This window comes from Anabaena sp. UHCC 0204 (assembly GCF_009711975.1).
GTDB lineage: Bacteria > Cyanobacteriota > Cyanobacteriia > Cyanobacteriales > Nostocaceae > Dolichospermum.
On record NZ_VIKW01000029.1, the window covers coordinates 20843 to 36078 of the forward strand.

The 15236-nt window shown below is 42.2% G+C and carries 9 protein-coding genes; 3 read left to right on the forward strand and 6 right to left on the reverse strand.

All coding sequences use genetic code 11. The annotated features are described in order from the left end of the window. Positions 1 to 18 precede the first annotated feature (18 nt). Positions 19 to 408, forward strand: a complete 390-nt coding sequence (gene rplL / locus FJR04_RS19855; RefSeq protein ID WP_168497969.1) for a 50S ribosomal protein L7/L12 — start codon at positions 19 to 21, stop codon at positions 406 to 408. A gap of 120 nt (positions 409 to 528) precedes the next feature. Here rplL and FJR04_RS19860 read toward each other — a convergent pair whose 3' ends face one another. After that, entirely contained in the window at positions 529 to 2325 is a 1797-nt protein-coding gene (locus tag FJR04_RS19860) for a serine/threonine-protein kinase (protein ID WP_168497971.1), read from the reverse strand. Positions 2326 to 2859: 534 nt separating this feature from the next. On the opposite strand from FJR04_RS19860, the gene FJR04_RS19865 reads away from it, so the two are divergent. Next, positions 2860 to 4968 carry a cation:proton antiporter gene (locus tag FJR04_RS19865; protein WP_168497973.1) on the forward strand — a complete coding sequence of 703 codons (2109 nt, stop codon included), beginning with the start codon at positions 2860 to 2862 and terminating at the stop codon, positions 4966 to 4968. 1 nt (position 4969) lies between these two features. On the opposite strand, the gene FJR04_RS19870 is transcribed toward FJR04_RS19865, so the two are convergent. The 3 genes from FJR04_RS19870 to FJR04_RS19880 form a co-directional block, all read right to left on the reverse strand. Beyond that, entirely contained in the window at positions 4970 to 6451 is a 1482-nt protein-coding gene (locus tag FJR04_RS19870; protein WP_168497975.1) for a YARHG domain-containing protein, read from the reverse strand. Positions 6452 to 6614: 163 nt separating this feature from the next. Then, positions 6615 to 7160 (reverse strand): GIY-YIG nuclease family protein, encoded by a 546-nt coding sequence (locus FJR04_RS19875; protein ID WP_168497977.1) that lies wholly within the window; start codon positions 7158 to 7160, stop codon positions 6615 to 6617. A 31-nt stretch (positions 7161 to 7191) separates the two neighbouring features. Further along, positions 7192 to 7515: a hypothetical protein gene (locus FJR04_RS19880; protein ID WP_168497979.1), complete on the reverse strand. Its 324-nt coding sequence runs from the start codon at positions 7513 to 7515 to the stop codon at positions 7192 to 7194. A 1010-nt stretch (positions 7516 to 8525) separates the two neighbouring features. On the opposite strand from FJR04_RS19880, the gene FJR04_RS19885 reads away from it, so the two are divergent. After that, the gene (locus FJR04_RS19885) at positions 8526 to 8936 is read left to right on the forward strand and encodes a hypothetical protein (protein WP_168497981.1); all 411 of its coding nucleotides are present in this window, start codon (positions 8526 to 8528) and stop codon (positions 8934 to 8936) included. 85 nt (positions 8937 to 9021) lie between these two features. Here the strand turns inward: FJR04_RS19885 and FJR04_RS19890 are convergent, their stop codons facing one another. Together FJR04_RS19890 and FJR04_RS19895 are read right to left on the reverse strand one after the other, a co-directional pair. Further along, positions 9022 to 13125 carry a DNA-directed RNA polymerase subunit beta'' gene (locus FJR04_RS19890; RefSeq protein ID WP_168497983.1) on the reverse strand — a complete coding sequence of 1368 codons (4104 nt, stop codon included), beginning with the start codon at positions 13123 to 13125 and terminating at the stop codon, positions 9022 to 9024. Positions 13126 to 13282: 157 nt separating this feature from the next. After that, positions 13283 to 15175, reverse strand: a complete 1893-nt coding sequence (locus FJR04_RS19895) for a DNA-directed RNA polymerase subunit gamma (RefSeq protein ID WP_168497985.1) — start codon at positions 15173 to 15175, stop codon at positions 13283 to 13285. Between the last annotated feature and the right edge of the window lie 61 nt (positions 15176 to 15236).

Genomic DNA, 15236 nt, shown 5'->3' on the forward strand with positions numbered 1-15236 from the left:
TCTTTAGGAGTTATATCCATGTCTGCTGCAACCGAACAAATTTTAGAACAATTGAAATCTCTCAGCTTATTAGAAGCTTCTGAATTAGTTAAGCAAATTGAAGAAGCCTTTGGTGTAACTGCTGCTGCTCCTGCTGGTGGTATGATGATGATGGCTGCTCCTGGCGCTGCTGCTGCTGAAGTAGCAGAAGAAAAGACTGAATTTGACGCAATTTTGGACTCTGTACCAGCAGATAAGAAGATTGCTGTACTGAAAATTGTTCGTGAAATCACAGGTTTAGGTCTAAAAGAAGCTAAAGACTTAGTAGAAGCTGCTCCTAAAGCAGTTAAGGAAGCTGTCACTAAGGATGCTGCTGAAGATATCAAGAAGCGGATTGAAGAAGCTGGTGGTAAGGTGACAGTTAAGTAAAAAGATTGTAAAGACGTTCCATGGAACGTCTCTACAAGGGTTCTGGGAAACGCATATTTAATTTCTACCAGATATCTAATCATTTTTTTTAATGAAGAGCCTAAGCTAGGCTCTTTTTTTTTAACATTGTTTAGCTGCGGCTGGACTAACAAAATCATGTAAGTCTGAGTCCCAAATGCTGATGTAAATAAAATTACAATTTTGTCTGACTATCTGACCTTTAACAGCACCTTGGCTAAACTGAAAATTATCTTTTTGACCTTTTTGGATTTTTTTTAATCCCTCTTGAATCTCTGCTGTTGCTGTTCCCTCTAACAGTTGATTTAATGTGGTTTGCATTATTTGTAAATCTACAGAAGCAGCAAAAGATACCTCTGTTTGGCGGAGTTTCCCCGATTGACGATCAAATAAATAGCCTAAGTCAATTTGGTTGGGAACGAATTTGTAAGTAACCGCACGGGTATTACCCCATAAACCTCTTAAATCTTTTCTTGGTTTTCCCAGTGTGGCTTCTACACTACTTCTAGATGTTCCTGTCGGAAAAGCGGGAACTATTAAACTCGAATTAGAGGTAATTAATGAATCTGGTACTTTTGGTTGTGGCTGGGGTTGTTGTTTTTGAGTATCGGGTAACACAACTTCTTGAGTTGGTTCAACTTCTGGCTGTGGTGTTGATAAAGCTGGGGGTGGGGGAGTATTTTCAATTAAAGGCTTTTGAAGTGTGAGAGATGTCAACTCCTCTGGATCATTGGTATTGGGTAAAGGATAAGAATTAATTCGTTGTTGGGTTGCAGGTGTAGGTGTAATGGCTACTGGAGAAGGGTCTGGGGTAATAGCTGGTGTGGGTAAAATAGTGGGTACTGTGTCAATATTGGAGGTACTCGCTGTAGGAGTTGTTGTTTCTGGACGGATAAAATCAGAAATTATGATTGCACCAATTAAACTACCTACTAACAAACTACCAAAAATAATAGTAGGATTTTGCCAGATTCCAGAATTACTGACTGGGGGAATAACAAGAGTTTTAGAAGGTATAGGGTTTGCTTTGGTTGGTGGGATAGTTGCTAGGGGCGTATAGTTAATGGTGGCGTTGTTTACGGGCTGTAGAGCGTATAGCATTTTACTAGCAGTGCTATAGCGATCGCTTGTGCGAGGTTCAATTGCCTGACTTAATACCATTACTAACTGTGGAGAAATATGAGGTACGTATTGTTGCCAGAGTATTTGCCCAGTTTGGGGATGAGTTTCCAATTCTTGGGGATATTTGCCCGTTAGTAAATAAATCACACTCAAGCCTAAACTATAAATATCAGTAGCATAAACTGGGCGGCCAATGGCTTGTTCAATGGGCATATAGCCTGGTGTACCTATCACTAAAGATTGGGTAGGATTACCGCTAGAATTGGCAACAGTACGGATAGTTTCTTTCACTGCACCGAAATCAATTAAAACTGGCTTATTATCTGGAGTCCGCAGAATGATATTATCCGGTTTAATATCTCTGTGAATAATGCCTTTACTATGGACATAATCTAAGATTGACAGCAAACTGAGCAAAATTTCTCTGACAATAGTTTCACCTAAATTGCCTTGGGATTGAATTACATTAGTCAATGTTTGCCCCTGAATCCATTCTTGTACAAGGTAAAATTGTCCAGATTCAGAAAAATAAGCATAGAGTTTGGGAATTTGATCACTTCCTTCTCCTAAATACTCTAAAATTGCCGCTTCCCTCTCAAACCGTTTTTGAATCATTTGGTAGGTTTTGGGATCATCACTCATCGGTTTCAGTTGCTTGATTACGCAACGACGACGGGAAGGGAGATGAGTATCTTCTGCGAGAAAAGTTTCACCAAACCCACCAACACCGAGTACCTGAATAACTTGATAGCGATTGTTTAGCAACGTTTTTGTCATGAAAGGTTACACGCGAGATACCTTTCCAAATGTATATCAAATAAACAAAGTAGGTTGGCGTTAAAAATTGTCGTTACTTCGACTTCGCTCAGTAACCTATGGCCAGGGAATAGGGAACAGGTGTTGGGAGATTTTACTTTTCGTTACATATTGCGGTTTTTTTCTGTTTACCTACTAATTCAAAATTCACCGATTCAAAATGCAAAATCAAAAAAATCTGTATGACTGACAATACCTGCGGCATTTTTTCATAGGTTAGCTTGAACAGAGCAAAACCCAAGGCATTTGTTGGTTTGAACTTAACATTTCTTCGCAACGCTAACGCGAACAACCCAATCTTGGATCTTGAAGGTATGTTAGAGGAAGTGGTAGACATTTATTTGGTCTTAAAAATCCCCGTTTCCTTGGAGCAGGGAGTGTCAACCAGGTTTTTCATAAAAATAACCTAAAAACCAAAATTCTTCTTTCTCAATCCTCACACTTCCAGAGCGAGGTAATTGTTAATTATCAATTGTCCATTGTCAATTATTAAAAATGCCAATAAATTTTCTCGCAGAACCTATCATTTCTTTTACAATTCTCCTTATAGCTATTTTTATTGTTCCGCCGCTATTTGAGAGATTAAAATTACCTGGATTAGTGGGTTTGCTACTAGCAGGTGTACTCCTCGGTCCAAATGCACTTAATCTCCTAAACTCTAAATCCGAAACCATAAAACTTCTCTCAGATATTGGGAAAGTTTATTTAATGTTTGTAGCGGGATTAGAGATTGATATTGAGCAGTTTCGCAAAACCAAAAATCGCTCAATTGGGTTTGGGACTCTGACATTTTTAGTACCTTTAATTGCTGGTATTGTGACTGGCAGGCTATTCAATTTTAGTTGGAATTCTTCTGTTTTAATTGGTTCTTTACTTGCCTCCCATACCCTGTTGGCATATCCCATTATCAGTCGCTTGGGAGTCGTAGCAAATGAAGCAGTAACTGTGACAATTGGGGCAACAATTTTCACTGATACAGGTGCGTTGTTGGTACTAGCAATTTGTGTTGGTATTCATGGAGGAGATTTTACAGCTTTTAAATTAGCTACTTTATTGGGTGGACTAGCAATTTATTCGGTGTTGATTTTATTTGGTTTTAATTGGGTGGGAAAAGAGTTTTTCCGTCGTTCTGGAGATGAAGAAGGTTATCAGTTTTTGTTTATCTTGCTGTCCTTATTTTTGGCATCTGTAGGAGCGCAGATAATTGGAGTAGAAAAAATTGTTGGTGCATTTCTAGCAGGTTTAGCAGTTAACGGCGTTTTGGGAAATAGCCCCGTTAAAGAAAAAGTGGAGTTTGTTGGTAGTGTGCTTTTTATCCCTTGTTTCTTTGTGGATATGGGATTACTAATTGATATACCTGCTTTTATCCAAACTCTCAGTTCAATTAGTCTGACTGCGACAATTGTAGTGGCTTTGATTAGCAGTAAATTTGGGGCGGCTTTTTTAGCCAAAATATTGTATCGCTACAATACTTCAGAGATGCTAACAATGTGGTCATTGTCACTACCGCAGGTAGCAGCTACACTAGCAGCAACATTAGTTGCCTATAAATCTTTAAATCCTGCTGGTGAGAGACTAATCAGTGAGGATGTTTTAAACAGTGTCATTGTTTTGATGTTGATTACTGCTATTGTTGGTCCAATAATTACAGCTAGGGTGGCGAGGTCTTTACAACTTGTCCCCACCAAGGACTGGAAAACAGATAGTCTATCGGTATGGTGGGAATCTTATGAGCAAGTAACCGAAGCAGCAGAGAAAGCAGACAACCGATTGCAGCAAGATTACCCGCCATTTATTGTCGTAGTCCCCATTTATAATCCGCTTACTCAACGTTATCTGTTAGAAATGGCAGCACTTTTGGCTCGGCATGAATCGGGACAGATTATGCCATTAGCTATTACCAAAGCCCACCTGAATATGGATGATCCGCAATTAGTAACGGCATTAGAACAAAGTCAGCAAAGATTGAAATTGGCTTTAGAAATTAGTCAAGAGTTTAATGTCCAAATATCACCTAAAATTCGCATTGATGATGATATAGCTTTGGGGATTAGTCACGCCAGTCGGGAACAAAATGCTAGTTTAGTGATCATGGGTTGGGGAAATACGAGGAATTTACGCGCTCGTTTATTTGGTAGTCTCATTGATAAGGTTTTTTGGTCTTCTCACTGCCCAGTAGCAGTAACACGGCTGTTAAGAAGTCCTACAGAAATTAAACGAATTCTTGTACCTGTGGGTGATTTAAGGAGAGTGACTATCGGTACTGTGAGGTTTGCCCAAATTTTAGCTGATGCTAATCAAGCTGAAGTTGTACTTCTGCACGTCAGCGATCGCCAAACTCTCTCTCATCAGATCACAGATTTTATGGCTCAATTGTCTGATATTGCTAATCAAAGCAAGTTAAAAGTAAATACAAATATCCTCACAATTGCTGGTGATGATATTGCCAAAACCATTATTGAGCAAGCTCAGGCATTTGACTTGGTGGTTTTGCGCTCTGTGCGCTATCGCACCACTGGTGGATTAGCGGTCAGTGAGGTAACTACTCAGGTGATTAATAATTTGAAGTGTTCGATTGTGATGCTGGGAAAACCTCATTCCTAATTCAAAATTTATTCGGAAAATGTCTTAATTGATAACGGTTTTGATATTGATCAATATAGGCAATATTGTCCATTTCTAGTTTTGATAATAATTTCATGGGAAATTCTTCTGGTGTATATTGGGGAATATACCAAGACTGTTTATTAAAGTAGTCTTGTAAACTTGGGTCTTCAAAACGACGACCATAAATAGCAAAAATTGTATTTCGCATAATATCTAATTGATAACCATTTTTGCCAAATAAATCTACATCCGTGACTGGCCTTTGAGATAACCAAGCATAATTATCTACATTTGTATTAGTTTCTGAGGGTAGGATTGGTGAGATTAATTCAGGATTTGTGGGTGTTATATTTAATGGCGGTTGTAAAATTGGTAAAGTCACAGGACTATCTTGAACCGATGGGGTTGTCATGGTTCTTGTTGTCGAAATTGACACCTCAGTTTTTGTTGTAGATTTGAAAGATTGTGTGATTAATTGACTAATAATTACTGATACACCAACTAAACCACCAGCGATTAAACTACCCATGAGAATAGTCTTCTGAGTATTAACTGGACTATTAACTGGACTATTAACTGGGTAAGAAATAGTTGATTCCTGTAGTGTAGATATAAAGTTTGTAATAAGAGATGGTGCTGGGGTTGTGAAAGAGGAATTGATGGGACTTTGTAAAGCCGCCAACATTGCTTTTGCAGTCGGATAGCGATCGCGTGGATGATAGGCGATCGCTTTATCAATTACCCTCGCTATAGTTGGATCTAAATTACCAATATAATGTCTCCACAACACCTCACCAGTCTGAGAATCTGTTTCTAATTTTTGTGGTCTTTTCCCTGTTAACAAAAAAATTGCTGTTAACCCTAAACTATATAAATCACTAGAATAAATTGGTCTACCTGCTGCTTGTTCACTGGACATAAATCCAGGTGTACCAATCACAATCGAACTAGTCGGATTACCTTGGGAATTCATCACTGTTCCCATTGATTCCCGCACTGCACCAAAATCAATTAATACCGGTTTACCATCATGATGACGTAAAATAATATTATCTGGCTTAATGTCGCGGTGAACAATATGTTCTGAATGGATATAATCCAGAACCGGTAAGATATTTATTAATATTTCCCTAACCACTGTTTCTGTAAATAATCCCTGTTTCTGGAATTCTTTTGTTAACGTATTACCTTCAATCCACTCTTGTACTAAGTAAAATTGTCCATCAGCACAGAAATAAGCATACAGAGCCGGAATTTGATCACAATGACCACCAAGTGTTTCTAAAATAGCTGCTTCCCGTTGGAATCTATCTTGTACTAACTGGTAAATCTGGTGGTTATTTTGGATTGGTTTTAGCTGTTTTACAACACATAAACGCTTAGATGGCATATACGAATCCGTAGCGAGAAAGGTTTCGCCAAATCCACCAGATCCTAGTGTACGAATAACTTGATAGCGATTATTTAGCAAGGTTTGCATAAATTAGCGCCAGTCAGGGAAAGGATACTTTGTTATACAGTGTACAGCTTTAATGTCTAATCGTCAGGGTATAGGCAAAAATCACCAACAATGCTTTGCTTGATTAATTTGATCGAGACGGTTAATTAACCACAAAAATCACGGTTTGTCTCTTTTACCCCATTCACTTCAAATCTAATAATCCTGTTTCTTTTAATTTAGGGTTAAAGCGGATTTGTGTTTTTACCCCCCGTGCTGCTATCACGGCTAAAATTTCTTCTTCAACGCGCCGGGCTACATTTTTTAAAACTTTGCTTTTCGCAAATTCATCAATAGCTATATTCTGATAATTATTTTGTTCTTCTGCTGTCATTAATTCTTTGATATCAATGGGATTAATCCATTTTTGTTTATCCTCAGTATTAGTGATAGCATTATTCCCATTTTCAGTTATCCAAGCATTTTCAATATTTTCTAAAATTGTCCGGTTAGGACGTTCTATTGTTTCTACTTTCACCCAATAACAGCTTTGTGGTTGACGGACTAAATGCTGTTTTAAACTTAGATAAATATCACGGGAATAGCCCACAAATTGGAGATTTTTATCTTGATCGAAAATAGCATAAACCCCGATTTTTCCCTGAAAGTCAGCTATTACTTCACCATTATCATCAATATAGGCAAAGTATTCCAGACTGGCTAATGTTGGTAAACTTATTTCTTGTGTCATAAATGAATTAACAGTTTATAGCTCTTATTGATTACCCAATTTTCTTGTAAATCGCACATAGACGGCTTGGCTTAAATATTTTAGCATTAAACATAAAATTTGGTGGTATGTTAATAATGGTATAGTCTTCAGATTGATAGTATTGTTCAAATTCGGCTGGCATTCCTTTGGGAGTTAGCAAACTGTAAGGAACTGGTTGAAACAGCAATTGTGTAAATTCAATTTCTTGCAATTGCAGATTTTGGCATATTTGCTTGAGAAAAGCCTCACCTGTTAATAAACTAAACAGAGTTTCCTGAGCTTGATTTTCTAGCGTAAAACTGCTATCGAAATTTTTAACTATTTTTAAAGACATTTCGGTTAAAGATAGTAAGTGATCATCGAATCTATTGCCATAGTATTTGAACTTTGAAAAAAAATTGTCAGGTATGAAAATTAAGAATTTTGGTGATATTGTAGTTTTTATTCAAAAGTAACAACGTTACTGAGTTTAAGTATAAACACGATTTATGATCATATCAAAACCCCTATAAACAATTTTTAGGAAACACATTTACACCTAAATTCATATTTCAATACCGCCAGGAATTTTTATATAGAAAAGTGTCAATAAAGAACTATATCCTCCTATGAAACTGGTTTAATATTACAATACCTTCGCCAAATTCAAAAAAGCCTTGATTTTCAGCTTAGGTAAAAGCACGCTTATTTAATGTGAATAAGCATAAACTATCGCATTTATTGGGTTTTGCTTTGTTTAATCTAACCTTGCATCTAGCCGATTGTAATTTTCATACAATTCTTCAAGTTATATTAGGGGAAATTGAGGACTACGAACTAGAGAGAAGTTTTGTCATAAGACCTTGCGGTAAGTGGGAAACTCAGTCACTTTAGTGCTGAGAGGAAAACGACACGAGCAGTTCGACAAGCTCACTGACCACGGTTTTAACCGCCTTAAATATTTCTTTATTACCGCCTTGGAGTTAGGAAATTCGGGGTACTTTTGTGATGTACTTTCAACGGGACAATTACCGATTCAAATTTCCCAACTCTGTACGCATAATGTGTTGCACGCGATGTGCCTCCCATTTCTGGGGTAATGTTAGCTTCGACCAGTTATAAGAGCTTGTTTAGACTTGCAACACTGTTTCAGTGACCTTAAAACTGTTTAATTGCAAATGACAGAGCAGGGAACTAGCTATGCCTGACGGCACGCTGGCGCGAACGCATTCCAAGGTGTCGTGACTCAAATAACGGCTACCATAAGACTTACGCTCAGGGTGGTCTGGTCAGTACGGCTTGCTTGATTACTCTTGCAAACCCAGTCCCTTTAGGGCTGGGTTACTGACTTCTAGTGAGATAGTGATGCGAACAGACAAACATGATACGAGTAAACAGTTAATGATGAAATTACCTCTTTTAATACTGAGTTTTATATTGTGCGAATTAGTACAATGTCATGATGCTCATGCCAATACTCAGCCAGTATCCAATACTACAGTTAAAAGTAACCAAGCAGAGGCTCTAATCACACAACCTGCCACAATTAACAGCAATTGGGATTATACACCGACATTAAATACTAAATCATATTTTACAATCAAAGATCCAGACTGTAAAAAAATAAATCCTCTGGATTACATCAATAACCCAGAGTCTTTTTTCAAATCATGTGAGGATACAAATAACTCAAATCGAAAAATGTATGAACCAGTGGAGTATCTAAAAGTTCCTCCACTTGAGTCTGGGATTAATATCAAGCTTGGTGATTTTTGATCATTAAACTCATAATCATAGTTCAGTGAAAACTAGAACTGACAAAGGGGGTAAGATTATTTCCTACCCCTTTTACAACTAAATTTTATTCATCATCAAAATCATCGTCGTCGTCTTCCTCTTCCTCATCTTCCTCATATTCATCATCATCTTCCACAAGATCAATGATCTCATCAGCAATCAGATCATCGTCATCATCCAAAATCAGCCGCTCCCCTAGCTTGCTACCAAAACCACCGTCTCCAGCCCCCGGCGCATCCAAATTATAGAGCTTGGCTGTGCGGTCATCCAACACCATATCTAAGGGGTCATCGCCCTCATCCAATACCCCACTACCCATATCTGTCACGTAGTCCTCAATTGCCCCCGCTTCCTCATAGGTATTGTAGCCAGTACCCGCAGGAATCAAGCGGCCAATGATCACGTTTTCCTTCAAACCCCGCAACCAGTCCGATTTCCCCTCAATGGCTGCTTCAGTCAAGACCCTAGTCGTCTCCTGGAACGAAGCCGCCGAAATGAAGCTGTCGGTATTCAACGATGCCTTGGTAATCCCCAGCAGCATGGGAGTATATTCTGCCCTCGCGCCACCAGTAATGGACATGGCTTCATTCACCTGCTCCACTTGGCGCAGTTCCACCAGTTCACCCGGTAACATGGTTGTGTCACCACCATCATCAATCCGGACTTTGTTGGTCATCTGCCGCACAATCACCTCAATGTGCTTGTCAGAAATCTCAATCCCTTGAGATTGGTACACCATCTGCACTTCATTCACCAAAAAGGTTTGTACCTTCTGCAAAGCATGACTCGCACAGGCATAAACCCCATCTTCCGAACCCAAGCTGAAGAATATCTCCAGGATTTCATGGGGGTTGGATGGTCCATCGGTCAAAGGTTGACCAGCTACAATCTGCGCCCCGTCCGGAACAATCAAATTTTGTCCAGGACCAAGGGGATAGTCTGTGACCGTGCCGTTGCTTTCCACCACCTTAATTGAGTAAGCCTCGCGGGTGATGGATGTCACCTCATCCCCATCACCATAGACAACCTTCACTTCCCCCGGCCGCCGTGCCAAAATACAAGCTTCCTTGGGTTTCCGGGCTTCCAACAGTTCCTCAATCCGGGGTAAACCTTGAATAATGTCCCCAGTTTTTGCCCGTTCAAACACCAACAACACCAGATTGTCACCGCGCTGCACCAAATCCCCATCTTCCACCTGCAAAACCGCCCCCGGACTCACCCGGTAAGGACGACCAACTCTTAGGGTAATGGTGTAAGAAGGTGACAGGCCAGAGGTTACAGGTGACAGCGAAGAAGAACTACTGTCACCTGTAACCTGTAACCTGTCACCTGCTTTTACTTCCACTACTTGACCGGAATCACTGGCCAATACACCAGGGGCAATTTCACTGCCTTCCACTACCAAGTCCCCAGTTTTGATTTTAGGGGCAACAGTAGTGCTGACAGTCATTAAATCATGCGATCGCAATACCAAACAACGACGCACTGTTTCTGTCCCCTTCTGCACACCGCGGACAACGCCCCCTTCCTTACACAAAATACTCGTCCGTGCTACCACAGCACCAGGGGCAATAGTGTCACCGTCGGTCACTTCCAAGGTCGTTTGGGTACTGCCTTGGGTGGCATCAGCAGTAATATCGCGCCGCACTACCAAGGATTCCAAAATCACCAACTGCAATCTCTGGATTTCCTCATTTTCGGCATCGGCAATCAACTCAATATCCGCCGCCAGAGGTGAAGCACCGTGTTCAGCCGACTCTTCTTGGTCAATTTCCAAAACTATCTGTGTCCGCAGCAGTTCCACTCCTTCCACCGACTTCACCCGCTCGGAATCTTTGTAAGGAATCCGCTGCACTGCTCGCAACTGAATAGACCGCCCCGTATGCTGACTAATAGAGGTGGTAGCGGGGACATCAGGAGTAGTTGGCACAGCAAACTCCACCACCGGACGACTCAACAACCCTGGACCTTCTGGTGTTTCCACATATTGGATATAGCGCAACTCCGTCGCCACTGTCCCTTGCAACTCCTCACCAGCTTGCAAGAAGGTATTGTCATGAACCATGGCAGCTTCTGGATCATCCACCATCAGCAATTCCCCTGGTTTGACTACCACTTCCCGGAGAATGTCGTTCTTTTGGGTAACTTCCACCACCCCAGAAGTCTGACAGAAAATGTCTTTGACTACTTCTGTTCCTGCTTCCACAAACTGGCCATCTTCCACCAACAGCAGGGAAATATCCTTGTTCACCTCATGGGTTTCTTCGGGGATCCACAGCAGCGTTCCCCCCTGCACTACCTCATAACCCAATTTGGCTTTGCCTTTTTTCTGGACTTCCACCCCGGCAAATTTCAACAAACCCCCGGTAGTGGTGCGGTAGTGGTCATCAATCAATTCTGCTACCACCTGGCCATTCTGCACCTTTGTTCCTGGTGTAGCGCGGAGGTTAAATTCTTGATTGTTAGCAGTGGTAATTAGGTAATTGTTCCGGCCTTGGGAACTGTGGACCGTAATGGCGGCTTGATCCAAAATCACTGAAGCCGTAATAATTTCTATTTCCCTGGTCGCCTTCCCTGGTATCGCCTCCGGCAACCGCACTACACCCCCATGGATGGTAGTTAATTTGGTTTGAGCCAAGACCCCATTGGTGTCAATGCCATCACCATTCTTCACCACCAACTCCGCCCCCGGTGGCAAATTGTAGACATCCCCAGACAGAATCCAAATCAGTCCCCCACGGGAAGCTGTGGTGGTGGTGTTGCCCTGTCTATCGGTCTTTTGTTCAGCCACCACATCAGCAAATTTCACCTCTCCAGCCAGGTCAGAAGCCACATCTTTGACGGCTTTTTCTGTATTGGTTCTGGTGGTTCTGCCTCCCAAGGCTACTTCTGCCACCAAATGCTCTGCCAATACCTGCTGACCATCATGGATATATAGGGTTGAACCTTGGGTAACGGCTATTTCTTGACTTGCACCCCCATGTTTCTTGTCCCCTTCAATCATGATTGTGCCGTTGGCTTCCACATACAACGCATCCTCACCATGACGGGTACGATAAGGACGAGTTTGTAGCTTGCGAGGAATTTTCACAGTTCCGGGAACTTGCGATCGCACCTGTTGGGCAACTTCGCCTGTAAACACACCCCCGGTATGGAATGTCCGCATGGTTAGCTGTGTGCCTGGTTCACCAATACTTTGCGCGGCAATAATCCCCACTGCTTCCCCTAGATCCACCATTTTGGCATGAGCCAAACTCCAACCATAGCAATGCTGACAGACTGAACGCGCGGCTTCACAGGTCAAAGGACTGCGGACAATCACTTCCTTGACACCGGCTTTTTGAATAGCGATCGCTAAATCATCGTCTATGGGTGTATTCCGAGGGGCAATCATCGCTTTGGTTTGGGGATGCAGCACATCTTCTCCCACCACTCTCCCCATCAACCGGGTAGAGAGTTTAATCAAGGTTTTGCTACCTTCGGTCATGGCGCGGATGCTCAAACCCCTAGTAGTGCCACAGTCAAATTCCCGGACAATCACATCCTGGGACACATCCACCAAACGGCGAGTCAGATAACCAGAGTCGGCTGTCCGCAATGCCGTATCTACCAGGCCTTTGCGCGCCCCATAACTAGAAATAATATATTCGGTAACGGTCAATCCTTCCCGGAAGTTGGTCTTAATTGGCAAGTCAATAATTTCCCCTTGGGGATCTGCCATTAGTCCCCGCATTCCCACCAACTGCCGCACTTGGGAAATATTTCCCCGCGCCCCGGAAAACGCCATCATATAAACGGAGTTGAGGGGATTGGTTTTTTTGAAGTGGACAACCACCTCATCTTTGAGGGCTTCTGAGGTACTGTTCCAAGTATCAATTACCTTCTGGAAACGTTCAACTTCGGTAATTTCCCCCCGTTGATAGCGTTCTTCTGTGGCCAATATCTCTGTCTCGGCTGCTTCCAGGAGTTCTTTTTTGGAAGGAGGAATCATCAAGTCATCTACGCTAATAGATACCCCGGCTTTGGTGGCATAGCGAAATCCCAAATCTTTGAGCTTATCCGCCATCACCGCCGTCCGCGCCGTTCCATAGTGAGTAAATGACCAAGAAATCAAATCTCTCAGTTTAGCCTTATTAACCACAAGATTGCGAAAAACTGCTTTAGTCATAATTTTAGGTTACAGGTTACAGGTTACAGGTTACAGGTGAAGAAGTTAGAGGTAACAGATTATAGGAAGCAGGAGGCACCGAAGAGGGTAAGGTGAGAGAAAATTAATCTCACCTTCTTATTCACTGTCACCTGTCACCTGTAACCTGTCACCTTGCTTACGCCTCTATCGCTTCCTGAATAGCCTTGTTATAAATTGCTCTGCCAGGAGTCGTATAAATGTACTGAGAAATTACATTGCCTTGGGCATCTTCCCGGACACGACGGAACTTATACTTCAGCGTCCGACTAATCAGCTTGCCCTTATCATCCTTATCTTCGGTGACTTCCAAAGGCTCAGTATCCGGTTCACCAGAGTCAATTTCCCCATCAAATCGCACATAGATATAGGCATGGAGATCAACCTGCTTCGCCTCATAAGCCATAATCACGTCATCCAAAGATGAGAAATAGCCCCCAGCCCCCTTCGTTGCATTGGGATTTTCCGCAGTCAGGTAATATGCCCCCAAGACCATATCTTGGCTAGGGGTGACAATCGGTTTACCTGTTGCCGGTGAGAGAATATTATTAGAAGCCAACATCAACAACCGCGCTTCTGCCTGACTCTCCAAAGACAAAGGCACATGAACCGCCATTTGGTCACCATCAAAGTCAGCATTAAAAGCCGGACAGACCAAAGGATGCAATTGAATCGCTCTCCCTTCTACCAAAATTGGTTCAAAAGCCTGAATCCCCAAACGGTGTAGAGTGGGCGCACGGTTTAACATGACCGGATGCCCCTCAATCACCTCTTCCAACACATCCCAAACACTAGGATCATTGCGAGAAATCAGCTTCTTAGCAGCCTTGATATTGTTCACCATGCCAGAACGAATCAACCGATTAATCACAAAAGGCTGAAACAGTTCAATCGCCATTTCTCTAGGTAGTCCACATTGATGGATTTTCAGCTTGGGACCGACGACAATTACCGAACGTCCGGAATAGTCCACCCGTTTCCCCAGCAGGTTTTGGCGGAATCGTCCTTGTTTTCCCTCAATAATATCTGACAAAGATTTCAGCGGGCGGTTGTTTGCCCCCACCACAGTCCGTCCCCGACGACCATTGTCAATCAGCGCATCCACCGCTTCTTGCAGCATCCGTTTTTCGTTACGGACAATGATTTCTGGCGCTAAGATTTCCTGGAGTCTGGCGAGGCGATTGTTGCGGTTAATCACCCGGCGGTACAAATCGTTTAAATCGCTAGTGGCAAATCTGCCCCCATCCAACTGCACCATAGGGCGCAAATCAGGAGGAATGACAGGAATCACTTCCATCACCATCCACTCTGGCTGCGAACCAGTGGCAATGAAGTTATCAATCACCCGCAGCCGTTTAATTAACTTCGCTCGTTTTTGTCCCTTGGCATTACCAATATCTTCCCGCAGGGTTTCCGCCTCTTGTTCCAAATTGATATCAGCCAACAGTCGCAACAGTGCCTCTGCCCCAATGCCCACTTCTACACCCACCAGTTGGGAATCTTCGCTGTAGATAGCATCTTCAATTTCTAGCCACTGGTCTTCGCTGAGGAGTTGCTTGTAGCTGAGGGTTTCATAATTTCCTGGTGCTAAAACACAGTAGGAATTGAAATAAACAATTTGTTCCACATCCCGCAGGGGCATATCCAGGAGAATGGCAATATAGCTAGGAATCCCTTTGAGATACCAAACGTGGGCAACTGGAGCGGCTAGTTTAATAAAACCCATCCTGTGACGACGGACACGAGACTCGGTAACTTCCACACCACAGCGTTCGCAAACAATACCTCTATGGCGCACTCGTTTGTATTTGCCACAATGGCATTCCCAATCTTTAGCAGGTCCAAAGATGCGCTCGCAAAACAAACCATCCATTTCCGGTTTGAGAGTCCGGTAATTAATAGTTTCTGGCTTTGTCACCTCACCTACCATCTGGCCATTAGGTAAAGTGCGTTCACCCCACTGGCGAATCCTTTCTGGTGAAGCTATGCCAATTTTTACGTAGTCAAATTGATTATTTTGGGGGGATCTCATAATAATTGATAATTGATAATTGATAATTGATAATTGATAATTAACAACTGATCATTGTCAA

What these genes read in the sequence shown, in the direction of transcription:
- FJR04_RS19865 (WP_168497973.1), top strand. Translation starts at nt 2,860, where the DNA reads ATGCCAATAAATTTTCTCGCAGAACCTATCATTTCTTTTACAATTCTC.
- FJR04_RS19875 (WP_168497977.1), bottom strand. Translation starts at nt 7,160, where the DNA reads ATGACACAAGAAATAAGTTTACCAACATTAGCCAGTCTGGAATACTTT.
- FJR04_RS19860 (WP_168497971.1), bottom strand. Translation starts at nt 2,325, where the DNA reads ATGACAAAAACGTTGCTAAACAATCGCTATCAAGTTATTCAGGTACTC.
- FJR04_RS19870 (WP_168497975.1), bottom strand. Translation starts at nt 6,451, where the DNA reads ATGCAAACCTTGCTAAATAATCGCTATCAAGTTATTCGTACACTAGGA.
- FJR04_RS19895 (WP_168497985.1), bottom strand. Translation starts at nt 15,175, where the DNA reads ATGAGATCCCCCCAAAATAATCAATTTGACTACGTAAAAATTGGCATA.
- FJR04_RS19890 (WP_168497983.1), bottom strand. Translation starts at nt 13,125, where the DNA reads ATGACTAAAGCAGTTTTTCGCAATCTTGTGGTTAATAAGGCTAAACTG.
- FJR04_RS19880 (WP_168497979.1), bottom strand. Translation starts at nt 7,515, where the DNA reads ATGTCTTTAAAAATAGTTAAAAATTTCGATAGCAGTTTTACGCTAGAA.
- rplL (WP_168497969.1), top strand. Translation starts at nt 19, where the DNA reads ATGTCTGCTGCAACCGAACAAATTTTAGAACAATTGAAATCTCTCAGC.
- FJR04_RS19885 (WP_168497981.1), top strand. Translation starts at nt 8,526, where the DNA reads ATGCGAACAGACAAACATGATACGAGTAAACAGTTAATGATGAAATTA.